21 protein-coding genes and 1 tRNA gene are annotated in these 25,837 nt (G+C 39.4%); 4 read left to right on the top strand and 18 right to left on the bottom strand.

What is annotated here, in order from left to right; all coding sequences use genetic code 11:
* Window positions 1-849 carry a peptidylprolyl isomerase gene (locus tag VCM39_RS03005; RefSeq protein WP_221650936.1) on the bottom strand — a complete coding sequence of 283 codons (849 nt, stop codon included), beginning with the start codon at window positions 847-849 and terminating at the stop codon, window positions 1-3.
* Between the two features lie 91 nt (window positions 850-940).
* On the opposite strand from VCM39_RS03005, the gene VCM39_RS03000 reads away from it, so the two are divergent.
* The 3 genes from VCM39_RS03000 (at window position 941) to VCM39_RS02990 (ending at window position 3,069) form a co-directional block, all read left to right on the top strand.
* Complete coding sequence (locus VCM39_RS03000; RefSeq protein WP_221650935.1) at window positions 941-2,281, top strand: sigma-54-dependent transcriptional regulator; 1,341 nt, start codon at window positions 941-943, stop codon at window positions 2,279-2,281.
* A gap of 217 nt (window positions 2,282-2,498) precedes the next feature.
* On the top strand, window positions 2,499-2,741 hold the full coding sequence (locus VCM39_RS02995) for a hypothetical protein (RefSeq protein ID WP_289290620.1): 243 nt from the start codon (window positions 2,499-2,501) through the stop codon (window positions 2,739-2,741).
* Window positions 2,742-2,817: 76 nt separating this feature from the next.
* Window positions 2,818-3,069 carry a hypothetical protein gene (locus tag VCM39_RS02990; RefSeq protein ID WP_221650933.1) on the top strand — a complete coding sequence of 84 codons (252 nt, stop codon included), beginning with the start codon at window positions 2,818-2,820 and terminating at the stop codon, window positions 3,067-3,069.
* A gap of 365 nt (window positions 3,070-3,434) precedes the next feature.
* Here VCM39_RS02990 and VCM39_RS02985 read toward each other — a convergent pair whose 3' ends face one another.
* From VCM39_RS02985 to VCM39_RS02975, 3 genes are read right to left on the bottom strand one after another with little or no spacing between them, the layout of a single operon-like run.
* Window positions 3,435-4,106 (bottom strand): RluA family pseudouridine synthase, encoded by a 672-nt coding sequence (locus tag VCM39_RS02985; RefSeq protein WP_221650932.1) that lies wholly within the window; start codon window positions 4,104-4,106, stop codon window positions 3,435-3,437.
* A 9-nt stretch (window positions 4,107-4,115) separates the two neighbouring features.
* Complete coding sequence (gene fabG / locus VCM39_RS02980; protein ID WP_322934088.1) at window positions 4,116-4,862, bottom strand: 3-oxoacyl-[acyl-carrier-protein] reductase; 747 nt, start codon at window positions 4,860-4,862, stop codon at window positions 4,116-4,118.
* A gap of 16 nt (window positions 4,863-4,878) precedes the next feature.
* On the bottom strand, window positions 4,879-5,469 hold the full coding sequence (locus VCM39_RS02975) for a TetR/AcrR family transcriptional regulator (protein ID WP_221650931.1): 591 nt from the start codon (window positions 5,467-5,469) through the stop codon (window positions 4,879-4,881).
* Between the two features lie 236 nt (window positions 5,470-5,705).
* Between VCM39_RS02975 and VCM39_RS02970 the strand changes: the two genes are divergently transcribed.
* Window positions 5,706-5,778, top strand: a tRNA-Met gene (locus tag VCM39_RS02970).
* 147 nt (window positions 5,779-5,925) lie between these two features.
* On the opposite strand, the gene VCM39_RS02965 is transcribed toward VCM39_RS02970, so the two are convergent.
* The 14 genes from VCM39_RS02965 to VCM39_RS02900 form a co-directional block, all read right to left on the bottom strand.
* Window positions 5,926-6,714: a hypothetical protein gene (locus tag VCM39_RS02965; protein ID WP_289292841.1), complete on the bottom strand. Its 789-nt coding sequence runs from the start codon at window positions 6,712-6,714 to the stop codon at window positions 5,926-5,928.
* Between the two features lie 16 nt (window positions 6,715-6,730).
* Window positions 6,731-7,099: a GntR family transcriptional regulator gene (locus VCM39_RS02960; protein WP_221650929.1), complete on the bottom strand. Its 369-nt coding sequence runs from the start codon at window positions 7,097-7,099 to the stop codon at window positions 6,731-6,733.
* Between the two features lie 14 nt (window positions 7,100-7,113).
* Entirely contained in the window at window positions 7,114-7,935 is an 822-nt protein-coding gene (locus tag VCM39_RS02955) for a hypothetical protein (protein WP_221650928.1), read from the bottom strand.
* Window positions 7,932-8,786 (bottom strand): ATP-binding cassette domain-containing protein, encoded by an 855-nt coding sequence (locus VCM39_RS02950; protein ID WP_221650927.1) that lies wholly within the window; start codon window positions 8,784-8,786, stop codon window positions 7,932-7,934. Before VCM39_RS02950 ends, VCM39_RS02955 begins: the two co-directional genes overlap by 4 nt.
* Before the next feature lie 679 nt (window positions 8,787-9,465).
* Window positions 9,466-9,873, bottom strand: coding sequence for a DoxX protein (locus tag VCM39_RS02945; protein WP_289292842.1), 408 nt, complete (start codon window positions 9,871-9,873; stop codon window positions 9,466-9,468).
* Between the two features lie 113 nt (window positions 9,874-9,986).
* The gene (locus VCM39_RS02940) at window positions 9,987-12,017 is read right to left on the bottom strand and encodes a glycoside hydrolase family 88 protein (protein WP_322934087.1); all 2,031 of its coding nucleotides are present in this window, start codon (window positions 12,015-12,017) and stop codon (window positions 9,987-9,989) included.
* A 35-nt stretch (window positions 12,018-12,052) separates the two neighbouring features.
* A complete protein-coding gene (locus VCM39_RS02935; protein ID WP_322934086.1) occupies window positions 12,053-14,107 on the bottom strand; it encodes a DUF2264 domain-containing protein in 2,055 nt (684 codons plus the stop codon).
* Between the two features lie 52 nt (window positions 14,108-14,159).
* Window positions 14,160-15,965, bottom strand: coding sequence for a T9SS type A sorting domain-containing protein (locus VCM39_RS02930; RefSeq protein ID WP_289292845.1), 1,806 nt, complete (start codon window positions 15,963-15,965; stop codon window positions 14,160-14,162).
* Window positions 15,966-16,054: 89 nt separating this feature from the next.
* Window positions 16,055-17,086 carry a T9SS type A sorting domain-containing protein gene (locus VCM39_RS02925; RefSeq protein WP_322934085.1) on the bottom strand — a complete coding sequence of 344 codons (1,032 nt, stop codon included), beginning with the start codon at window positions 17,084-17,086 and terminating at the stop codon, window positions 16,055-16,057.
* Window positions 17,087-17,129: 43 nt separating this feature from the next.
* On the bottom strand, window positions 17,130-18,746 hold the full coding sequence (locus VCM39_RS02920) for a glycoside hydrolase family 76 protein (RefSeq protein ID WP_322934084.1): 1,617 nt from the start codon (window positions 18,744-18,746) through the stop codon (window positions 17,130-17,132).
* 157 nt (window positions 18,747-18,903) lie between these two features.
* The gene (locus VCM39_RS02915) at window positions 18,904-19,029 is read right to left on the bottom strand and encodes a hypothetical protein (protein WP_322934083.1); all 126 of its coding nucleotides are present in this window, start codon (window positions 19,027-19,029) and stop codon (window positions 18,904-18,906) included.
* A gap of 72 nt (window positions 19,030-19,101) precedes the next feature.
* A complete protein-coding gene (locus VCM39_RS02910; protein WP_322934082.1) occupies window positions 19,102-20,220 on the bottom strand; it encodes a glycoside hydrolase family 88 protein in 1,119 nt (372 codons plus the stop codon).
* Window positions 20,221-20,236: 16 nt separating this feature from the next.
* On the bottom strand, window positions 20,237-22,222 hold the full coding sequence (locus VCM39_RS02905; RefSeq protein ID WP_322934081.1) for a RagB/SusD family nutrient uptake outer membrane protein: 1,986 nt from the start codon (window positions 22,220-22,222) through the stop codon (window positions 20,237-20,239).
* Between the two features lie 12 nt (window positions 22,223-22,234).
* Window positions 22,235-25,699, bottom strand: a complete 3,465-nt coding sequence (locus VCM39_RS02900) for a TonB-dependent receptor (protein WP_322934080.1) — start codon at window positions 25,697-25,699, stop codon at window positions 22,235-22,237.
* Between the last annotated feature and the right edge of the window lie 138 nt (window positions 25,700-25,837).

Raw genomic sequence — 25,837 nt, 5'->3', positions numbered from 1 at the left:
TTAATCTAATACAGATACTTTAATAATTTTCACATCATCTTCCGGACGGTCACTACGGTCAGTCTTCACATTCTGTATCTTGTCTACAATATCCATACCGTCAACGACCTCACCAAACACTGTGTATTCACCATCCAGATGAGGAGTGCCACCTACAGTAGTATAAGCTTCTATCTGTTCTTTAGTAAAATGAAATTCCGGCTGCTTAGCCGCTTCTTCCTGGGCCTGTGCAAACAATTTTTCCTGCAAATCGTACAATCCATCCTCATCATTGGCTTTACGCATCTTATAAATTTCCTTCATATGTTTCTGCGCCAACCCATTAAAAATATTAGTCAGTTTGTTTTCGTTCATCTGCTGCTCCATACCCAGTAAAGTAGAATCATTGTATACCTTTCCGGTTACAATATAGAACTGGCAACCGGACGACTCCTTATTCGGATTCACATTGTCTCCCTGACGAGCTGCCGATAAAGCACCTTTTTTATGGAAATATTTCGGATAAACAAACTCAGCAGGAATGGTATATCCAACATCACCGGCACCCAGCATTTTACCCTTCGGAGCATTCTTGGAATCCGGATCACCGGCCTGCACCATAAAATCTTTTATCACACGATGGAACAGTGTACCGTTGTACATACCTTCTTTAGCCAGTTTAATAAAATTATCTCTGTGCTTCGGAGTTTCATTGTAAAGTTTCACTTTAATATCTCCAAGCGAAGTTTCAATCTTCAACATTGTTTCTTTCTGATTTTCCATATCTACATTTTTCTTTTGACCTGGTTTACAAGAAGCTACAGCTCCACAAACCAATATTGTTAATAGTATCAATAAATTCCTTTTCATAACGCTTTCAATTAATTTAAGTTTGCAAATATACGATTTTCGTCTAAAACCTCTTACCTTTGTAACTCACAAAATGGCTAAAGATAATATCATGAAATCCATATTAATAGTTGAAGATGATATAACCTTCGGCATGATGCTGAAAACCTGGTTAGGGAAAAAAGGATTTGAGGTGAACTCGGCAAGTAACATTGCCCGGGCAAAGAAATGTATCGAAGCACAAATGCCCGACTTAATTCTCTCCGATCTCCGCCTGCCCGATCAGGACGGTATCCATTTATTAAAATGGATGAATGAACAGCATATGGATATCCCGTTGATTATCATGACCGGATATGCAGATATACAGTCGGCAGTCCAGGCCATCAAACTGGGTGCACGGGACTATATAGCCAAACCGGTGAATCCGGAAGAACTTCTCAAAAAAATGTCCGAAGCCTTACAAGGCAAAGAAAATGGGAAACCTTTATCCGCCAAAAGCCAACACTCAGTTACCCCTGACCCAAAACATGCTTATCTGGAAGGTGAAAGTGATGCCGCCAAGCAATTATATAATTATGTGGGGCTGGTAGCACCAACCAATATGTCTGTTCTTATTAATGGTGCCAGTGGAACAGGAAAAGAGTATATAGCCCATCGTATCCATCAACTCAGTAAACGAGCTGATAAACCTTTTATAGCCATCGACTGCGGTTCCATTCCCAAAGAACTGGCAGCTTCGGAGTTTTTTGGTCACATAAAAGGTTCTTTTACCGGTGCACTAACAGACAAGACCGGTGCTTTCGTAGCCGCCAATGGTGGTACTATTTTCCTTGATGAGATAGGCAACCTCAGCTACGAGGTACAGATACAGTTGCTCCGTGCCCTTCAGGAACGCAAAATACGCCCGCTGGGGTCTACACAAGAAATTACAGTAGACATTCGTCTCGTTTCTGCTACCAATGAGAATCTGGAACTAGCAATAGAAAAAGGAAGTTTCCGCCAGGATCTGTATCATCGTATCAATGAGTTTACGTTACGAATGCCAACTCTTAAAGAACGTGGAGAAGATATCTTATTATTCGCCAATTTCTTCCTCGATCAGGCCAACAGAGAGTTAGACAAACAACTGATCGGATTCGATGCCAAAGCCTCGCGAATGTTACTCGATTATCATTGGCCGGGTAATTTACGGCAAATGAAAAACATTATCAAACGGGCAACTTTACTAGCACAAGGAAGCTTCATTACTCCCGTTGAGTTAGGTACAGATCTGCTTGAAATATCTTCCACTCCGTCTAATATTTCTTTAAAGAATGAAGAAACGGAAAAAGAACATATCCTTGAAGCACTAAGACAGACAGGTAACAACAAAAGTAAAGCGGCACAACTGCTGGATATTGACAGAAAAACGCTCTATAATAAACTCAAACTCTACGGGATCGACTTATAATAAAAAGGTGTGGATTATTTCCACACCTTTCTTCTACACCCCACACACATTTCCACACTTTTCTACACGCTCCAAAAGCAGAATAAGCAAATAAGCATCTATATACAAGGCACTTACAGGAGTACATATTTTTTTTGGCACATCCTTTGAACTTATATAACCGTAAGCGTTCAGTAACAAAGCCCCAACGATACAAATAACTTAAAAATATATAGTCATGAAAAAATCAGTATTAATAGTAGCAATGTTTATGTTTGTTTGTGGTGGTTCAATCTTTGCAATGGCTCAGGATCCTGTTAAGACTCAGCCTGCAACTGAAAAAACAGAAAGCACAGAGGAAACAACAACTTCTGAGCCTGCAAAGGAAGAACCCAAAGCTGAAGAGCCTAAAACAGATGTACCTGCCGCAGAAGCTCCGGCACAGGACGCTCCGACAACAGAAACTCCTGCTGCTGAATAAGATATAAAACCTAACCAACCTTAACACGAGAGAATTGAAATCAATTAAAAGATTACTTCTTTAAAGCAAAGAAATTATGAAAAAGTTAGTATTAGTAGTAGCAATGTTTATGTTTGTTTGTGGTGGTTCAGCCTTTGCATTGGCTCAAGATCCTGTTAAAACTCAGCCTGCAACTGAAAAAACAGAAAGCACAGAGGAAACAACAACTTCTGAGCCTGCAAAGGAAGAACCTAAAGCTGAAGAGCCTAAAGCAGAAGAACCGGCCCAAAATGCTCCGGCTACTGACGCCCCCGCTTCAACAGAAACTCCTGCTCAGTCTGCCGAATAATAGTAAGCACACTACCATAAAAAGCCATCCCTGCTTCGTCTATTCCGGGGATGGCTTTTTTGTATACCCAAAGTATACACTCTTTATACACTAAAGTATACTTGCTTAGGATACTGTATATCATTATTATACACAGCATAAAGCCCTATATCTGCTACAAAAACACCCAGATGTTCTGACAGATAACACCCGGATGTTCTACATCAAAACATCCGGGTGTTTTCAGCAAGAACATGGGGATGTTTTTACTATTAAACCCTTGAATTATCTTTGGTTGAAAGCTATTACTTTACTACCCGAAAGTGTACTGTTAATAATAAGATAAAGGTAGCAATCTATTGAAGGGATTCATACAAACGATTATATCAGAACATCTCAAACCCATTCCACAAACTTCCTGCAGGGACAGGAGCATCCAACTCTATCAATTCCTTAGACACAGGATGTATAAATTGCACATGCCGTGCATGCAGACAAATACTGCCATCGGGATTGGAACGTGGCGAACCATATTTCAAATCCCCCTTTATGGGACACCCCATCTTAGCAAGTTGGCAACGAATCTGATGATGACGCCCGGTTTTGAGATCAACCTCCAGAAGAAAATAATTCTGTGACCGACCTATAAGCCGATAGTGAAGAATCGCCTTCTTACTATTAGGTACTTCTTTATCATAAGCATAACTCTTATTCTGCTTTTCATTGCGCACCAGATAATGAACTAATTCACCTTCCGGTTCCTTCGGAGCGTCTTTCACAATGGCCCAATAAGTTTTCTTCACTTCACTATTTTTGAACATTTCATTCAAACGGGGAAGTGCTTTACTGGTTTTGGCAAAAATAACAAGACCGCTTACGGGGCGGTCCAGCCGGTGAGTAACACCGATGAAGACATTGCCGGGCTTTGCATATTTCTCTTTTAAATACTGTTTTACAGTTTCGGAAAGAGGCGTATCACCCGTTTTATCTCCCTGAACGATCTCGGAAGCGGTCTTATTGACTACTATAATGTGATTGTCTTCGTATATGACGGTCATACCGAAGAATTACATATTCATACCACCATCTACCTGAATCACCTGACCAGATACATAAGCAGACATATCAGAAGCCAGGAATGTAGCAATGTTAGCCACATCTTCGGGTGTACCACCACGACGCAAAGGAATCTTCTTTGCCCATTCTGCCTTTACCTCCTCAGACAAAGCAGCAGTCATGTCTGTAATAATAAAGCCCGGAGCAATGGCATTGGCACGGATACCACGAGAGCCCAATTCCTGTGCAATAGATTTAGCCAAACCAATCATACCTGCTTTTGAAGCAGAATAGTTAGCCTGTCCTGCATTTCCGTGAACACCCACTACAGAAGCCATATTGATAATGCTACCAGCTTTCTGACGCATCATAATCGGTGTACAAGCATGGATAAAGTTGAATGCAGATTTCAAATTGACATTGATAACCATATCCCACTGCTGTTCGCTCATACGCATCATCAAGCCGTCACGTGTAATACCTGCATTATTTACCAGAATATCAATACGTCCAAAATCCTTATGAATATCTGCTACTACTTTTGCAGTATCTTCAAAATTAGCAGCATTTGAAGCATATCCTTTAGCTTTCACGCCCATTGCTTCTATTTCTTTGGCTGTATTTTCTGCATTTTCGTCAATCACAAGATCAGTGAATGCGATATTTGCTCCTTCTGAAGCGAATTTTAAAGCGATAGCCTTACCAATACCACGAGCAGCACCCGTTACAATGGCTGTCTTTCCATCTAATAATCCCATACTAAATTGATTTTAATTAAATTTCTGTTCTATGAAGTGCGCCAAACACAATGTTGGCTACATATTTTTTCCGGGTTTCCATATCCAGATTAGCTCCTATATGCCCACGGATATAAGGGACTTCTATCCCCTTCACACAATAATGCACCAACGAAGCAGTCATGTCAACATCATCGATATGAAAAACTCCTTTATCTTTACCTTCCTGCAATACCCCCTTGAAAAGTACCATCTCCTTTGCATCAAACTTCTTACGCACTTTTTCAACTCTCCATATATCCCGGAAAAAGTTAGCACGCAACGTCCCATTACGATACACCACCTCTTTCACCGCATCCAACCGTGTATAAATCATCTCAATGATTTTCTTGTCAGGTGAAATATTCTTCTCAGCCACACGTTTCATCATATCCGAGAGTATATCCAACTCAGACTCAACGACCGCCAAATAGATTTCGTCCTTACTCTTAAAATAGGTATAGAGGGTTCTCCTGCCTTTTTTTGAAGCGAGGGCAATATCATTCATTGTGGTATTCTCCACTCCCATCTTCGCAAAAAGCTGACGGGCGACGTCTACTAATCTGGCTTTCGTTTTTGATACGGTCATAGGTTATAATTGCACATTGCTGAATAATTTGAGCAAAAGTAATTCTTTTCTTTCTACCCTACAAGAAAAATACGAGATTATTAACATTTGTATATTAATATATGCCAAGAAAAAATCTCTCATATACCTTGTTCATTATCAATACAATAAACGGGTATTGTTTTTTTTTTAGAAAAATAATTCAGAAATAATTTGCTTATTCAATCAAAAGCCGTACCTTTGCACTCAGAAAACATCGCGGAGTGGAGCAGTTGGTAGCTCGTTGGGCTCATAACCCAAAGGTCATTCGTTCGAGTCGGATCTCCGCAACTTACAGAAAGAGAAGCAATTGCTTCTCTTTTTTTATATCCGAGAATCACTATCCAGTTCTATCCCGGAAGCGATATAAAGATGAGGCTGGTCCGGAAAAACGGATCAGCCTCATCTTTTCAGAAAATAAATACAATGTTATCCTAATTACTCCTGAAGCAAGACACGGGCTTCAGTTTTTAAAGTGACTCTCAATTCTGCATCTTTATTCCGGGGAATCCAAAACATCTGACGACACTCTCCCCGGGGAAGTTCACACCGATGTTTATAGTCGCCGCTCAAGTATTCCGTATCAATATCACTCTTCTCTACTCTCCAATTTTTCATCCCATTCAGATTAATGTGCAGATCCCGGATTGTACTCCGGTATACATCGAAGGATCCTGAAAAGACCTCCGTATTCAATGCACGAAATCTACAGGAATCAACTAAAAATGACTGAAACATGGTCCGGACAGAAAGGCTGTCCAATGTTAAATTGGAGAGGGCAACACCCAATCCGCCCACATGATTGTAAATGAGGTTCAAGGTTGAATCTGCTTCCAGATTAAATTTCAATCCACGGGTGGGCAATTCATATTCGCCCTTTTTATCTGAGAACAGTTTTTCATCGTAACGGAAAGAGACGAACAAGGTGTCCTTTTCACGTTCAACCGTAAAGTATTTGGAAGCTCCTTTGGGATAAGAGAACGTCTTAGTCTCCCCCTGTCCAGGTTTTACCCACAATCTGCCCAACAATGGGATGTACACATTCTCCTTATCGAGTCTAAACTTTACGGTGTGAATGCCTGTCGCATCCATCGACACGGATTCCGGGAAGAGTTCTTTGTCCTCCTTTGGCTTGTTGCCGGCTACTGAGGCATAAAAGACAAAGGCTAATAATACCAGCAGTCCCAATACTAATATTCCTATAAGTATATAAGTTGTACGTTTCATAAATCAGATTTTGTTTTTAGTGTTGTTGTTTACTGTACTCCCGGTACATTTCTGCTATCTCATCTGCCGAAATGCCAAGTGTATAAAGTTGTTTGAAGAAATAATCCAGCTCCTCTTTCAAAAATGTCTTTCGCCGAAGAGAGAGAATCTTCTTCTTTGCACCTACAGAGACAAAATAGCCAATACCACGTTTATTGTAAATCACCTCCTGTGACTGGAGATAATCAAATGAACGCATGGCCGTATTGGCATTTACCTCCACAATAGCCGCATATTCTCTGACGGAAGGAATACGTTCCTCCTCTTTGTACTGTCCGAGAAGTATCTCGTCACAGATTCTATCTGCTATCTGTAGATAAATTGCTTTAGCTTCTTTAAAATTCATAAGTCAGGAGTTTGTTACATTCTATTAATAATTTCAGCCTCTTTAAAACGGAAATAGGCAAGTATCCAGTTCATCAGTGTAAAGAAGACTATTATAGCTGATAATATAAAATACTCTGTACGTTCCGTTTTATAAATACCAGAGTAATCGCCATTCTTTTCAAGAACCAGATTAGCCACTCCCATAGTGACTGATACATAGAAAATCGTTATTATCACTCCGGCTACAAAGGTTTTTAAGAAAGCATTCTTGGGCCAGATAGAACTACCCAGCACAAAACAAGACTGGAAAAAGAAATATCCTCCAATAATCAACATAAAATCTTTCAACGTACGGGTCAATGTATAATAGGGAACGTTTCCTCCGACACAATGTGACAACGGAACCGGTGCAATAGTATCTATATCCGGATATTTCAGTGTATAAACCAATACTCTGGTATAATCGGCCAATTTATAAGCTATAAGAAAAACAATTAAAAAAACAACAGTAGAAACCAGCCAACGTGAAATATACTTTTCAAAAGGAGTGGCAGGAGTCATTAATACAGAAAGGCGGCTTGTCTTTGTTTTCATCTTTTCCATGGTAAAGGAAGCGCTCAGGCAGCCAAACGTCCAAAGTCCCCACATCAGAAGAGGCAAAAGAAATCTCCAGGCAGGATCAGTGTCTCCATAGCCTCCACCCCGATACTGAAAGTAACCGTTCCAAATCATAATAAGCGCCATCACTCCGTACATCAACACAATACGAAGCACATTTGATCTCCAATTCTCTACCATATCTTTACGGCAAAGATTCATAAAGCGGGGCATACTGAAAAAAGTATCTTTTATCATAACTCATTTGTTTTTGTATGAAACAATTTTGCAATTTCCTGTGGCACAGATAAAGTAGCATTAAAAAGTAACTCGAGATTTATATCAGACTCTTCTCCCTCTGTGTTAGGCAATATCATCACATTGCCCTGTATGGAGGGTGAAGCAAATAGGGCCATTTCTGCCAACTCGCGATTATCGCTCTCCAGAAATAACAATTTCTCGCAGATGTTTGCCGTAGACTCATCAAGCAATACACGGCTATTATCCATAATCAAAACATGATCGAGAATTTTATCAATGTCGCGTACCTGATGTGTGGAAATAATAATTGTTTTATCATCCGTCATACCTGAAGCTATAAATTTACGGAACTGGCTCTTCCCCGGAATATCGAGTCCATTGGTCGGTTCATCCATCAGCAATAAAGAGGTATTTGTAGCAAGAGCAAAGCTCATGAACACTTTCTTTTTCTGCCCCATAGAAAGAGCCCCCAGATTGATATCCATGTCCATGTCAAAGTAATGAAGGTATTTCACCATGTCCTCCTTACTGAAACGAGGGTAAAACGGACTGTTCAGTTCAACATAACTAACCAAAGAGACTGCCGGCAATTCAAACTCTTCGGGAACAAGAAACATATCTTGTAAAGTCACCGGCAGACGGCGGCGAACGTCTGTATCATGATATAAAACCCGTCCGCTTTTAGGAGTAAGCAGACCAGTCATCAAATAGAGAAGTGTGGATTTACCCGCACCATTTTTACCAAGCAATCCGTAAACTCTCCCCTGCTTCAGCGAAAGGGAGAAGTCGTGCAACACGGCACGCTTTGACTTACGGTAAATGAATGAAAGATGTTCTACTGCAATCATACCTTTTGTCTTTTAATATAATGTATAAGTGTATTAGTATAATAGTACACTGCAAAAATAGGTATTCTTTTTAATATTGCAATAGATAGAGAGAAAAAAATTAAAATATAATACCCGATTAAACATAAGCAAAACTCACCACAAAGTAACGAAGATTATGGCCCTATCTTTTCGATGGAGGAAGTATCCATAGACGGCATCGTTACCGTTGCCCGGTGTTGTACTTTGTCTTTCTCAGAAAGGAACATTCCTTTCCCCGGTGAGCAGCCTTGTTTTACATGTACATGTAAAGCAGCATGAGATGCACATGTCGTGCTGTCCCACATGCACATGTCGTACCGCTTTACATGTACATCTAAAACAAAGTTACACGCCGAGGCTTTATACGTTACTCTACGAGAGGGGGCTTTATCAATACCGGAGAAAGAGACGGATGGCAATGACAAACATCATTAAGCTCAAAAACAGAATCTATTTACGATTAGACGATGTACGATGTACGATTGAAGTTACTCTTTTAAAAGCTTGTTTCAGCGCTGTCAGAAACGGAGTAATCCCAATCGTACATCGTAAATCGTCTAATCGTAAATAGATCCATATCTGTATGGAAAGGAATAAAACTTAAACAGGTTCTTACTGGTGGATACAAGTAATGGCTATTCCCGAATCATCTTGTTTTTTACCTACTATTTTTATAAAGCAGAAAAGAACAGGCAGCTGCTGTAAATACACTATAATCCAATGGAGCTTTCAGACTTGAGAAGAGCACCATTGAGAAAGCAAAAATCAATAACAGAATCCCACTGCAAAGGGCTACATAACGTTTTTGAAAACCGATTATTAACAATACTCCAAGAATCACTTCTATTACCGTCACCAGCCAAGCTAATGATGGCAAAAATAACTTCGGAATCCATGGAACTAAAACTCCTGTGTAAGCGATAAAGCTTTCCATATTACCCCAGGTCACATTTTCGCTTCCTAATAAAGGAGTCCACAAACCAATACGATCTGCAACAGCGGACAGGAAACTCATAGCAATAGCTATGCGTGCGAATAAAGAGAAATAGTCTATTTTATTAACCATATCAAATTGAGTTATAACGATATGAATTTATTGATAATTTACTCTTTATTCAACAAAGTGAGTCAACAAAATGTTTTCTACAATTTTAATATCGGGACCGGAAGTAAAGCAGCCTATATGACAACAAACAGCTGAGAAGTACTTCCTTTATCAGAGGTGATAGTACAAATATAGGTACCTTTAAGAAGCCACAAATCATTTATCACAAGATGATCTGCTATGTTGGTAAAAACCCGGTTATAAATACAACTTCCCCCTATATCTACAACGGATAAGCCCAAATATCGATACCTTTCACCACCTGTTAGAACCGTTAACTGCCCATATTGCAATAGATCTGTGACAACACTAAATTGCGGTTTATTTTCAATAGAAATTCCAGAAGCAGTATCAACCGTTTTTATCCTAACCTCCAGTATACTATTCCATTTGCTTTTACTGTTTCCATTAAATTCCAGCCGCACATAACGTGCCTTCTTCACACTAAAATCATAGTTTTCCAATTGGTCTGACTTACCACTTGACTCTCCTTGGTAAACCGTTTCAAAATTTATATTGTCAAGAGACAATTCTATATTAAAATAATTTTTCCGCGTATTACCTTCATAGAAGGCAATACGAACAGAATGAAGCATTCTTTCTTCTCCCAGATCGAGTAAGAGCCACTTCCCGGTCCCTTCCGAAGACCATCGGGTAGACATATCAGCGTCGATTACTTTATCCGGTGTATTGGTGGTCCCACTCTGAAAATCACTGGCCTTAACTGAGCAGATACCTGTATACTCAAAAAAAGCCCATGCTCCCACATCCAATGTTTCACCATCTTTACTCTCAATATTACATGTCTTCAATTGATAATCCCCGGGGAGCATACCGCTGGTTACTAACAGTACCGATTTTGCGTCTTTCTTTTCCACCCGCTCTAATCTCACATTATTATCTATCGTATAGTTAAAACATGAAAGAGCCGATAAGTCATTCATCTCTTTATTAAATTCAAGAAGAAGGCTATTTTTATCAGTTGCCTTTAAACTCACAATATCGAAGTTCGATACAGCCGGCATATCTCCGGATGCTAATTTCGCAGTCTCTGCACAAGCCAACAAGAAAGCCCCCACTCCAAAGTCTGCCGTAGAAGTAGAAGTGGCCGGATTCGATGAAGGCTTAAAACCGACACCTTGTACATAGGTAAGTACTCCTTGGGGACTGACGGCCAAAGTAGTCAATCCCTCCCATGCTTTAGTAATAACAGAATAATAGGTGTCCCGATCCAGTACTCCCTGATTAATGCCCCAGGCCATCCCAAAAAGAAATAAAGACGTTCCGCTTGTCTCCGGTCCGCCATAATCTTCCGGATCAATCAGACTCGGATTCCAGAAGCCATCTTCCCGCTGACAAGCTTTCAACGAGGCAGCCATTTCTTTGAATATTTTTAAATATTCGGCTCTGTATTCACTATTCACCGGCAACTTATCCAATACGAGAGCCAGAGCAGCAAAGACCCAGCCATTTCCTCTTGACCAATAGGATGCTTTCCCATTGGGAGTTACATGGCTGACCGTCTCATCCCGATACCACAAATGATCTTTGGCATTGTATAAATTTGCTTTCGTGAAAGAGTATAATTGGTGCATCTTATCGAAATATCTATCATCATCATATAAAACACCTAACCGGGCAAAAACAGGCATCGACATAAACAAAGCATCCACCCACCACCAATCGTCTACATCCGGCCTTGCCAACATCTTATCAATCCCCTCTTTTATGGCGGCGATCTTAGCTATCTGTTTCTCTTCATCCATCTGATACAGGTCTAAATAAACCTGTCCACAGACCTGGGCATCAGCATGATCAGGCCCTGAACTTCTCAACTTCCATTTATGACTCTCAGCCCATGCCGTTGAATAATCTAAATATTTATTTTTCGGAAACATTTTATAGAAATAAGTATTCCCTACATAGTAAACAGCTCTTGCCCAGTCATTATTTCCCCACTGCGAATGATTTTTTATCCAACAATCATTAACCAGTTTTCCTGTTTTTACGATTTCAGCTTTCTCAGGCAAGGAAGACTGTGAAACAGCCATTTGACTAAGAAATAACAGAGTAACTATTGCTATTAATGTGCATTTTTTAAACATCTTTTTTTCTCTCTCTTTTTATCATTAATACTCCATTACCACTTAACTTTCTTTTGAGTCCCATCGTTCAACCAAACCGTGACACTCTTTTTATCTTTTGAGACAAGAATATCCTTCACAGGGAAAAGTTGTTTATCTGCCAGTTTGTTCCCCGTTTTATTCCATAATAGAAGCGTAATAAAGATCTTTTCACCGGTAAAGTGGTCTTCTGCATTAAGTACGGCACTTTGTTTCGTTTCGGGATGCAATCCACTGGTATTTTCTACTCTTACATCTTCCCATCCATTCAAAGGTACCATTGTCAATTGAAACTTCCCATTATCTATCGCATAAGCTGTATGCCCCTGCTTTTTAATTGTTCTCTCTTTTATTTTAGAATCAAGACAAGGAAGCGAGTAATGTCCCAAGTGTACTTCGACCGGAGTCGCTGATATAGCTTTATCAACACGTAAAACACCATTGGGCAGTATAATATCGGCCAGTTGAAATTTCACATCAACATCATCCCTCAGCGTCGCATTCCGATAATAGATATCCTGGTCGAAATGATCGAAAGTATACATAGACAACGCTTTCCAAACTCCGTCTCCTTTCTTGATTGTATAATTCATAGCAACTTCCCCCTGTTTACCATCTGCCATCCAGGGAAATGCGCTGTTATAGGCTAAGCGGTTATAGTTTTCTGAGAAACGCCAATCTTCCCTTGCATTGGCAGGCATTCTGGTTGAAGTACGAATCTCAGTAATTCCACTTTCAAAATAGTTAGTTATAAGAATCTTAGATCCATTCTGGAACGTATTTTTAACAGCTCCTTTCTTATATTCCATTTTCCAGATACCTTCATCTTCTTTTGCTGACCAAAAGATATTAGACTCCGGCAGTAACAAACTCAGAAAAGCTTTACCCATCCAATATACACTGCCCCGGCAACTATACCCTTGAACAGCCGGTTCAAAAGCACCATAGAAACCCAATGTGGGCACTCTATCTTTCAATAGATCAAGATTTTGAAGGAATTGCAATAAAGTTCCGGATGCAATTCTCCGCAAGAATCCATAATTAACGGAAGTATCATTCAAATAACCCGCCAATGGAAACGGGGAAATAGCTGCAAAGCGATAAGTAATACTGCGTCCCCACATTATCATCTGCCCGTCACGACCAAACATTAACGGATAATTGTTTAGCATCTCCTTAAAATTGGCTTTAAAACGTTCTGCGTACTCCGGATAATACTTTTTCCCAAAGTATTCACTCCAAAGAATGCCATACATTTGATAAGCCCACATACTATAATAATCATAAGATGAATTGTCAATATACCATCCCTCGCCTCTATAATCGGCAAAAGAGAGGTCCAGAAACTTCTTCATCAGCGGTTCATTCACTTCATATCCCACGCTTTTAAAGAAACTAAATACAAACAAATTGAAAAAGCGCCAGTTGGAAGGAACTGTAGGACCATCAGCGTAGCTCAGCATAGTATGTGCCAATGCATCTTTTTGCTGTTTAGTTAAAGGATCCCATAAAATTTCGGGAATCGAGAACAAAGAAATAGACAAAGCTCCGAACTCTACAAGATTTTGAGAGATACCGTTCTTTGTACGGGGAGAAATAAAACCCGGATGTCCCGGAGTTATAATGTTAATAAGTTGTTGCCTGTAATAGTCAGCCACCTTTATATTGTTCAAGGCTAAATCCGGGTTCTCTTTCAACAAAGGAGCAGCAATGTACAATGTACGGCAAAGCCCTTCCAGCTTTTCTGTCGGTATCTGTTCTTCTCTATTGGGATAACTCTTACCTTCCTGTTTTGGAAACTTCATGGCATCATCCATGCTATGAATATAGCTGAAAGCTCCTTCAAGCATATATTTTGCAGCATCTATCCAATGCTTCCGCGTCATTCCGGTGTAAGGGCTATGCGTATAATCGGGCGAATCTACTGTAAAAACGTTAACCGGGTGATCGGAATTCCGGCATAATGCCGTATGAGTTATTATGATAAAAGAAAGGAACCAGCATATTCTTGTTTTTATCAGGAGTGAAGAAATGCTACTATTGTTGTTACCTTTTGAGAAGAAAGACTGCATAAATAATCAATTTTAGATAATTTCTGAATAGGACTAATTTCAAGAATCAAGTTTAATACTTAATCACACGCCGGGTCTCCGTTATGTTATCCCGGGTTGAAAGCTTCAAAATATAAACACCATCGGGTATGTTCAGATTCTCTAATTTACAAACAGGAGCATCGGTCTTCGTCTGAAGCACTTTACTGCCATCTATGGCATACATTTCAACCAGCATACCACGCTCAGTCCCCTCAATCATAATATATTGATTGAAAAATGTAGGATAAATGCCGATTCCCCCTTTCTGGTTTTCGGTAATTCCCACAGGAGGCTCTACATAATCACTTATAACATGATAATAACTTCCGATAGAATTAAAAATCACTTTCATATCAAAGGGTGCCAGATCAAAACCCTCTCCTCTTCTTTTGAAAGATAGTTTGAATTCATTTCCTGTGTATCTTGTTCCATCAATCGTTTCGTGCCAGTCATCAATATTGGTCGTTGGATAAAGTTCAAAATACCCCGACGCATTACTGTCATCATTCGGAGCCGATATACTGCCTTTCAGATATCCGTAAGTAACCACAGAGCCATCTTCCAGACAGAGCCTTATCCGATACCTCGGATCTCCCCATGAAGATGCATCATATTGAATATTCCTCACTTCAAAAACAGAGTTTCCGATATAGTCCAGATTGGCTATCACTTTCTTTTTGAAGGGGGCAAAGACTATAGCCCCCGTAATTTTTTCCACTGTAACCTGCGGAATATCATTATCGAAATTTACCCGGATACGATAAGGTACCGGATTTTTTTCCGCATTCTCCACTGTAATGTCCTGCGATTGAATCAAACCTTCTCCACTCTCAGAAACAGAGAACGAATAACTTCCGGTTTTCAGAGCAGTTATCAGCTCATAAGTATTACCGGTAACCAGATTTCCGTTATAACTTTCTGGAAAACCTTCTACAATTCTCTTCATTTTCAATGGAGAAACAGATTCTGCCAATGCAGTTCCTTTCATGTACAACTCATCCGGAACACTCTTAAATGCTTCATTATCACTACCCGGATACCAGGTCATATCATCCAGATAGAGATAGTTATCATGTGTAGGATAGATACCACCTCCACCGGGGAATGACTCAAAACAGATACCTGTTATCAAACGATGATCGTCTTTACGAACAAGAGAAAGTCCGGTCACATCTATCTTCTTTTCATCATTGCACCACACCTCGATACGAGCATCTTTAGCTTCATAAGAGGTTTCCATCGTAACAGTCAGTTTTATTTTATTCCATACTCCCCGTTTCATCGTATACTTCTGATCTCCGGGGTTACAACCGTATTCTGTTGTCATATCAGAATAATAAACATACAATTGATTGGATATACAATCATCGAGTGCATCAAATTGGAGACGGACACTTCCACCATCACCATTTTGTACTGCTTTATCAGAAGCTCCTCCTGAATATCCTACTCCTAAATTAAAACCAAATTGTTTGCCATGAAGACCGGATTCAAAATTTTCATCATATTTAATAAGGTACTCCATAGTATATTGCGTCAACTTTGGAGTACTGACAATAACAGCTGCACCTGTACCACCGACTTTACATCCTTTCTTAAACTTAATCTGATAAGTTCCGTCTACAATTGCGGCATGGTCACGATCCGTATAGTAACTTCCGTTTCCAAAATCCTCGACAAGCAATGCATTGGTATACGCTCCATTGGGCCTATTAAAAGTCACTTTCTGCTGTTTGTAGTATCTCTTTGAATATGTACCGTTTTGTGAAAATGCCACCTGAAATATCCCTATAAGAGCATATAGAAATATTAAATTTGTTTTAACAGATTGTTTCATATGAATTATAGTTGAGTATATTACTAACAAAGCGAAAAAACAAAAAGGGGAAAGCCTATGAATAGACATACCTCCCCCCTTTTCTTCCTTTACAATTTAATTACACGTTTCACTGATAAAACATTGTTATCCTGAACAATCTTCACCAGATAAACACCTTTAGGCAGACTGATATTATTAAGTGTCAAAGTGTTGTCAGCAGATTTAGCCTGCAACACTGTTATGCCTGTTGCTGAAATGAAATCAACAGCAAAAGCTCTTTTTTCTACAGCTATAGTAACCTGATCATTGATAGCAGTCGGATATACCTCCCCTTTGGACACAGCATTTGCACTAACAATACCTGTCGGATCATAATCACTGATAACGTGTGTATAGTTATTTACCGGATCAAAAACTACCTTCACGTCAAATGGAGCCAATGTGAATCCTTCTCCTCTGCGTTTCTTTGATAATTTGAATTCGGCACCCTGATACTTTACTCCATCTATTGTTTCATCCCACTGACCTTCAGCCGTTGTTTGATACAAATCAAAATATCCTGTTTCATTACTATCATCATCCGGCCCGGTTAAGTTTCCTTTTTTATACGCATAAGTTTTTATATCACCATCAGCGGTATAAACTCTGAAACGATATCTTGGATCTCCCCAGGTATCCTTGCTATATTCAAGACCTCTGATTATAAATGAAGAATTACCCATGTAATCAAGATTAGCTACAACAAATTTTTTGGAAGGTGCCCATATAATCATCTCTTCCACCTCGGAAACAGTTACTTCCGGAGTACTTTCATCAAAATTCACCCGAATTCTATAAGGTACCAACCCTTCTTTATCAACCGTTATTGTTGTAGAAGAAATAATAGCTGCTCCACTTTCCGATGCAGCAAATTCATAATTACCGCTTTTTAATGCTGTAAACAGTTCAAAAGTATTGCTGATCTCACCCGCACCATTATAGAAATCAGGAAAATCCTTATTAATTCTTTTCATAATTAAAGGTGTTGACGACTCTGCCAATGCTGTGCCACGCATAAATAACTGGGCGGGAACATCCGCTGCCAATGCACTCATACAAAGACTAATTGCTAGAAGAAAAAAAGATAATTTTGTTTTCATAACTTTTAATTTTTAATGTTCATAATATGTAAGATTAACTCAACTAATATTTCAAAACTTTTACCGATTGACTCTGACCTTGTGAACTTATCACTACCAGATACATCCCTTGAGAAAATGGGGTCATATTCAACACATACTGTTCGTCCGATACATTGGTCCGAAAAATGGTGTTCCCATTCATATCCAGAACTTTAATACACGTATCTTCCGAAAGATTCTCTATACAGACAAAATCTGAAGTTTGTTGCGGATGTACCTTTAATGACGAAGACGAATTATTAGAATGAATGCCTGTATCATTGACACGAGCAACCACTAAAGACTTCACATTGCTCCAACCTTGTAAATCAGGTGAAGACTTATACAGCAATCGAGAGTCGCCCGTAAAATCTCCTTCTTTATAGATAGTCACTTTATAGCCATCAGCTATCTCAATGGAAGAGATCCGAGCTTTAAAATTCATCTTATTATCGGTCAACCCTAAACGCCATAAATCATCTTGCGTATATTCCCCAACCTCCAATCCTACACTGTACTGGTTATTGAGTTTTCCCTGATTATAATTCACATTCTGGAATATAGCAACAGGCGTAGTAACTGGTTCTGCCTCAAAAGATACAGATGCTAATTTGAGGAAGGTAGATGCTGCCGAAGACTGATATAATAGCTGTTGCCTGCTTTCCTGCGAAGGAGTCAGATCATTCCAGTATTCCGGATAAAACCCGAGTTCGTCTTTACAATTATCATGCAAATAGATTGCATAACCTGCAACAAGGTTAAGCCATCTTGGATTATGATCTATCTTATAAAGTTCTACATAAGCATCTGCCATATCGTGAGCTCCCCATTGTCCGGTTTCATTCAAACGATGTGTGGCCCAGTCAATGTAGTGAGATTCCATACCGTAAGCCAACCGATAAGCATCTTCCAGATATTGTTCCTCTTTTGTTATGGTATACAAAAGCATGGAAGCCTGCATAACAACGGCATTTTCATATCCCCGGTATCCGGCTCCAATGCCCCAACCCGCATCATTTTTCAAAAATTGATACAGCCGCAGAGCATCATTCAAGTATTTCTGTAGATTTGTAATCTGATAAAGCCGCAGACAGCAAACAATAGTCGGAGCCGTTGCACAAACCGACCATTTTCCTGCTTTTTCATGATTCGGATTTTCATTGAACAGAATGCCTCCTGTAGGTAATTCACCACTCATACAGAATTTTAAAACCGTTTTAGCTCTTGTCAGATAATCTTCATTCTTTGTAACAGCATACATATCCAACAAGTCCTTAACCATCCATGCGTTGTCATCATAATAGCGGCTTCCACCTTTACCATTATAACTGGCATCATAAGCATAATAACCATTATAGGCTACGTAATAATACTTATTCACATTATCAAGCAATTTTTTAGCATCATCCATCCGGTCGGCATAAATCAACGCCTTAAGCTGAATACCAGTAGGCCATACAAATGCAGCTGCCGGACTCGTTGATTTTTCAGCGTACAGGAAGGTCCCTCTATTCGACTTCAAATAAAGATCGATCACCTTCAGAGACTCTTCACCCCACTGCCGGAATGTTTTTTCATTTTGGGCATAGGAAGGAAATCCGATTGCAAAAAGTAAGATTACAATTAAAAATTTTCTCATGCTTTTATTCATTATTAATTTCTGTTACTTTAAAATGATCTTGAAACGTTTTTAGTATCCTGCCATCTGCTTTTATATATCTATATATCCGATATACAAACCTGTAATAGCAAAAATCTCAATAGTAGCTCTTTGCTGGAGGAATGATCATATTTTATTATCCCCCTCCGTTCATTTTCCAGGAAACCATTGATTTATCTAAAATATCCCAGGTTTCCGATGCAAAAAGCCGGTTTGAGAATAATAAAACAGTAAATCTGATAAGAGTTATTTGTTTTTTCATAATATTCTAAGTATTAAAGGGTTGCCCCAAACAGACAATGCCCATTTCAAAGCAACCCTAATAACCGATAAATTACTTAGCCATTTTGTATAATTCAGTTCCCGCCATCAGGAAAGCACCAACGCCATATACTTCAGTCATATCTTTTGTTACTTTCTTCGGGTCGGCCCCAATCGGCTGTACATATCCCAGTTTACCTTCATTATCAATTGTCCCCAATGTAGCTTTCCAGGCTTTCAACAATGCAGGCAAATAAGTAGCCTTGTCTAACAACCCTTCATTGATACCATATGCCAACGCATATATAATGAAACTGGAACAACTGGTTTCAGGTACAGCATAAGTCTCCGGATCCAACAAACTGGCATGCCATAATCCGTCCGGCTGCTGAATTTCTACCATACGGTTGCACATCTCAACAAAGAGATCTTCATAAAATGTACGATAACTATTCTTTTTAGGCAGATCTTGTAACATTTCGGTCAGTCCTCCAAGTACCCAACCGTTTCCTCGTCCCCAAAAAACTTTCTTGCCATTTGCTTCACGCTGATAGAAATAACGACTGTCACGGAAGAACATTCTCTCTTCCAAATCATACAAGAAAATAGTAGAAGCTTTATATTCCTTATCTACAAATTCCAGGTATTTCTTATTACCCGTCTCTTTATATAACCGGGTGAAGATAGGAGGAGCCATAAACAAAGCATCACACCAACTCCAACGTTCCAAAGTAGTCTGATTGGAATAGTCTATTATCAAAGAGCCTTTAGAAGGACGTTCAAGTATCCAATCAATACGTTCAATGGTAGGCTGCAACATCGACTTGTCCTTGTATCTTTTATAGACATCTATGAACATCTGGCAAACAGCCAAATCGTCCGCATGATACATCCGTTTATTGGCTTTCCATGAATACCTGTTACCAATATCTACCAGCCATTTGTAGTATGTTTCATCTTTATCAACCTTATCAGCCAGTTCTGCCCATTTCACCATCCCGATATATAAAGTAGCGTTTGTCCAGTCCATAGGATGATGTTTCACCTCTTTCTGATGAGCCAACTGCCAGTCTGCCACTTTTTTCATCAATGATTTAATCTCAGCTTTAGTATAAGGCACATCACCGGCTGCAAAAACAGAAACATTCAAAAAGCTCAGTAACGATAGGATAACAACTATATATTTCTTCATTTTATAATATCATTTTTTAGTTCCACAATGGGTTTTGTACAAGCAATTTACTCTTTTGTATTTCATTATAAGGTACCGGATACAACAGCATCTCCTTATTCCACACACGTTTTTCCACAACAACTCTATTGTAGTAGGATCCTTCACCTATTGCATCATAGAATGTAGTTGGTATTTTACTGGAATTAAATTTGGCAGCAGGTGAGTTCAGATCCATTCCTGTACGAATATGTGGCTGATCTTCTCCATTATCATCCAGGCAACTCATCCAACGATGCGTATCAAAGTAGTGATTCCCTTCGGCAAAAAGTTCTACCATACGTTCGCGACGGATAGCAAGTTTCTGAGCCTCATAATCTCCAACAATATCTTTAATTCCATTTTCTTTGAGTTCCTGATATCCGGGTATACCAGCTCTATCTCTGATTTTATCCAGATATTCTATTACCTTAGGATCGGAAGGATTGATCTCATTACAAACTTCTGCATAATAAAGATAGAAATCGGCCAGGCGGAATAAGATCCAGGGACGGGCCCATGTCTTTACATTATCGCCGGTATCCAACAACAAACGATTTTTAAACTTATAGAGTAAGTATCCCGCTTTCGGATGATCCTGTGAACTGTTATCCGAATCACCTCCCTTACTGAAATATGAACCATATTCAGCTTTTCCGGAAATAGGCAAATGCCAGCTTCTTCCTTCATAAGTGACCGTATTATAGAAACGAGGTTCACGGTTGTGATACATCTTGAAGATATGCTTATCTTTATGCGAAGTTGAACTACATCTATTTACCAAATCAGCAAAACCATCTTCTTTATATTCAGGATCTTCATTGATAGTCAAACCATTTTTAGTAAAAAACGCATCCACTCCTTCCTGATACAGACCGATATTACAAAAACCATTTGCTCCACGCGGGCAAGTACGCCGTTCCATATCGTTTCCTACAATTCGATAGCTATTATTACCGTTAGCCCAAAGAATTTCATCATTATAATATTGGAACAGTTCATATACTGACAGATTAGGATCGGGCAGACCATTGCTTCCGGGTTTAGCATAATACAATTTGTGTCCTTTACCTTCAGCAAATGTGAACAAATCCTCCAAACGTGACTTTGCAGTATTCCATTTTGACCGATCTTCATCCGGGAACAGACGTTTACCGTCTTTATTAGTCACCTGCAATGCTTCCTTGTATCCTCCATTAAAAAGAGGAGAAGCTGCATAAACCCATAATTTAGCACGTAATGCCAATGCGGTAACTTTGGTCGGACGGATTATTTCCTTCAAATTATATCTATCGTTATTATGGTCATAGTCGAAGCCCGCGGAAGGATCTCCTTTAAATAATGTTTCGGGCAATGCATTAGAGTCAATTACCTCTTTCAGCAGATTATCAATGTAATTTACAATTTCATCCACAGAAGCTCTCGGATAATCTATTGATTTATTTTCAGGATCTTCTGTTTCCGAAATCAAAGGAACAGGACCATAGAGTTCAAAAAGAGAGAAATAGCTGTATGCGATCAGGAATTTAGTTTCCGCTTTCAAGCGATTCATATCCTTTTCACTGATATATGATGCATCCTGCTCCGATCCCATATGGTCTTTGGCATTATCCAGAAAGATAAATCCTTGCCGTATATATCTATATAGCGTCGCCCAACGGTGGAACGAAGCATTTGATGAGTTAAAACCCGTAATCATCTGAGTTCCGACAGCTGTTGTATTCGCTACAACCTGCCCCGACATCAAACTCCAGATACCTGTAAAACCAGTAGTAGCTCCCTTTCCCATTTCTGAATAATCAGGGATACAGTTATAGATATTAGCCTGCCAACGTTTTGTATAACCAGGATTATCGAAAACCTGATCCAATGTCAGATTCTCAGCCAATTCTTTGGATACATCCAAATAATCACATGACACAAAGTTTCCCAGCATTCCACTGGCAATAAGTGCAGTATATACGAATTTCTTAACTTTTTTCATAATATTCAATTTTTAAAATGTAACTTCAAGTCCCATTGTCCATGTTCCGCATATCGGATATTTTGATCCGGAATTAGAACCACCCAGTTCAGGATCCCAGTATTTTATATTGTCCCAAACTGCCAGATTAGTTCCCTGAACATAAATTCTCAGATTCTGCATACTGATTTTACGCAACATCTGCTTATTGAACTGATAGCCAAACTCTACATTTTTCAATCGCAAAAAGCTACCGTTACGATACCACCATGTACTCCCGTAAGTATTATTATCAAATTTAGTAGCATGTACGCGTGGGAATAAAACATTCTGATTGTAAGGATCATCATTCTGCCAACGGTTCAAAGCCTCCATACGGGCAGAAGAAGCATCTACTCCATTATGGAACGGCATAAAGTTACCGGCCGAAGCCAAAAGGTTAACAGAAGTTTGCCCTACCCCCTGGAAGAACACTCCGGCGAAGAAGCCTTTCCACTCCAGATTCAATCCGAATCCATAAACCAATCTGGGATCTTCAGGATACAAACCATTTTCATACGTCTTATCCAAAGAATCGATTTTCTTATCTCCATTCAAATCTTTATATTTGATATCACCCGGAGCAACCTGAGTACCCGGATTGGGCATACCATCTTTTAATGTATAAGTCTTACTTCCATTTGCATTTTCTACAATATCAAAATCATCGGGAGTATATAAACCTTCGGCTACGTATACCAACGGCTGTCCGATAGACTGCCCTGTATAAGCCTGATACTGATAAACCTGAGGCACTTCATCATACTCTTCTACTTTGTTTTTAGCATAAGTAAGATTTCCTCTCACTGACATAAAGACCTTCCCAATCTGCTGTTTAAAGACTAAACTTGCATCAATACCTTTATTGGTGGTAACTCCAAAATTCTGCCAGGGACTATTACGAAATCCGGCAACCGAAGGAATTGTTTTACGACGTAGCAGAATATTATTACGACGATTGGCAAACCAGTCCACAATCAAGTCAACACTACCTTTGAAAAATCCCAGATCGGCACCAATATTTATTTTGCGTTCACGTTCCCAAGTCAGATTAGGAGTCGCAAAATCCTGTTCAATGATTCCGGCACCGCTACCTCCGGTTACACCACCATTCACACCCGGTGTAAGTCCCATATTGTATCCGGTACCTCCTGTTGAAAGTGATTCTCTATAAGGAAAACGAGAACTCGAACCAATCTCATCATTACCGGTAATACCGAAGGAAGCTCTCAGCTTTAGTTTGCTTAAGATATTTTCCAAAGGTTCCATAAACTTTTCATGGCTAACATACCATGCCGCACCAACTGCCGGAAAAATTCCCCAACGGTGTCCTGATGCAAAGTTTTCACTACCGGTTGCACCGAAGCTACCTTCCAGCATATAACGATTGTCATAACCATAAGCAGCTCTGGCTACCACACTCTGCTTTCTGTACGGAAGTAACTGTATACCCGAAACATTTTGATTCTGACTTTCTTTCTGCATATACAGCAAAATACCTGAAACATCATGTTTTTCTTTAAAAAGTCTTTTATAATTCAAAGAAGTTTCAATATAGATTTTCTTCTCACCACCTGAACTTGAATAGGCCGGATTGCCCAATGCACTACCTTGCTTAATCTCTGTCTTTATCAGATTCCCTTCTTCGTCGCGTCCGGTTGCATAATATGAATTCGGAGATTTCTCACGCTTAATAATAGAATAAGCCGATGCATCAAAACTGACACTTCCTTTCCAGGACAGTCCTTTTGTTATTATATCCAGCTTTTGATCTAAAGTGACTTTAGACTGGACATTCATACTCCAACTCTTGGTATATCCGTAATGGTTCAGCATGTTATACGGATTAGAACGGGTACTCGGGTCAAATGTATAGTGTTCTGAAATACTACCGTCAGAATAATACATCGGAATGTAATGCGTCGGGAACTGAGTAATCATATCAAAAATAGCATCCGAAGTGTTTCCCGGATTATTTTTTGTCTTATACTGCCCGCTAAGATCTACCGATATTTTGGTAGTCGATGTAATATCCATATCCACATTGGTACGCAAATTATAGCGATCAAGGCCAATATTGGCATCATATTTTTCAATCGGATTGGATTTGAATATACCGGTTTCATTGTAGTAAGCTCCTGATATAAAAAACTTAGCTTTTTCAGATCCACCTCTGAAATTCAATGTATAGCGTTGATTGTGTGTGTTGTTAGACAGCAGATCCATCCAATTCACATTGGGATACAAGTCAGGATCTGCTCCTGTGCGATATTTCTCTAATATCTCATCCGAGTAAGTCCTGTTGAATTTATCCCAATCCGGATTACCGGCCTCATTCCATTGCCCTTCATTATAGAGTGACAGGTAGTCATACGAAGGCAATAATTCAGGCATTCTTGTAGGTGTAACCACACTGTATTGTGCCCTGAAACTAATATTTGTTTTTTGTGCTTTTCCTCGTTTAGATGTTATCAATACGACACCATTGGCTCCTTCCGAACCGTACACGGCCGTAGCAGCCGCATCCTTTAATACTGAAAATGTTTCTATTTCATCCACATCGATATCATCCATCGAACGGGGAACTCCATCTACCAGAACCAATGGAGAAGTACCTCCTGCATACGAACTTTGACCGCGGATCCAGAATTCGGCACTATCATTACCGGGTTCTCCACTCCGCTGGATAGCTATAATACCAGCTACCTGACCCGCAATATTATTTCTAAGATTGCGTTGTGGCATAGAAAGTTCAGCCGGACCTATGGAATTAATAGAGGCAACCACACTCTCTTTTTTTTGCTGACCATAGCCTATCACAACCACATCATCCAGATTTACACTGGACTCCCGCATGCGTAGATTACCATTCATACCAGCCTTCACGACTTTCTCTTCCGTATCAAATCCGATAAACCGATATTCCAATGTCTGTCCGTTTTCTACTTCAATAGCATAATAACCATTTACATCAGATAAAACTCCGGTCGAAGTACCCTTCAGCATTACAGAAGCTCCTACAATCGGATTACCATCGGCATCAGTCAGCAATCCTTTTAATGTCCACTTTTTACTCTGTTGAGCTGTAGATGTTTTATTGGCAACTTTAGAGATTACAATTTGCCTTCCCACAATAGAATAAGAAACATCTGTCCCTTTAAACATCTGATCCAGAATCTTATTAACCGTTTGCTTCTTTGCTGAGAGACTAACCTTTCTATCAACATCTATGTTTTGATCTAAGAAGAAAACAATAAATTCACTCTGTTTTTCTATGTCGTTAAAGATTTCTTTGACAGCTTTACTTTTTGCTTCGATAGTAATAAGCGTCTGAGCCGGGAAAGTAGAAGCGAAAACCGGGTTCCAACTAAGTATTAAAAAGAGTATTGAAACCTTCAATATTTGTAAAAATCGTACCTGTTCGACCTTAGAAAGGTCAAACGTATCTATATTTTTCATACATTTGAATGATTTTAAGTTAACACATTTGTGTGTGTGTAAATTTAGTTAAAAAAACAGGGCCGGATAATTCGCCATATTATCTGGCTTTTTTTTGTGATCATGTTTTACGAGTCGTCTTTCATTCTATCCATTTGT

It is taken from the genome of Bacteroides mucinivorans (assembly GCF_034654355.2).
Taxonomy (GTDB): Bacteria; Bacteroidota; Bacteroidia; order Bacteroidales; family Bacteroidaceae; genus Bacteroides; species Bacteroides nordii.
The sequence above is the reverse complement of the archived record's forward strand: the minus strand, read 5'-3'. Positions and strand labels throughout refer to the sequence as shown.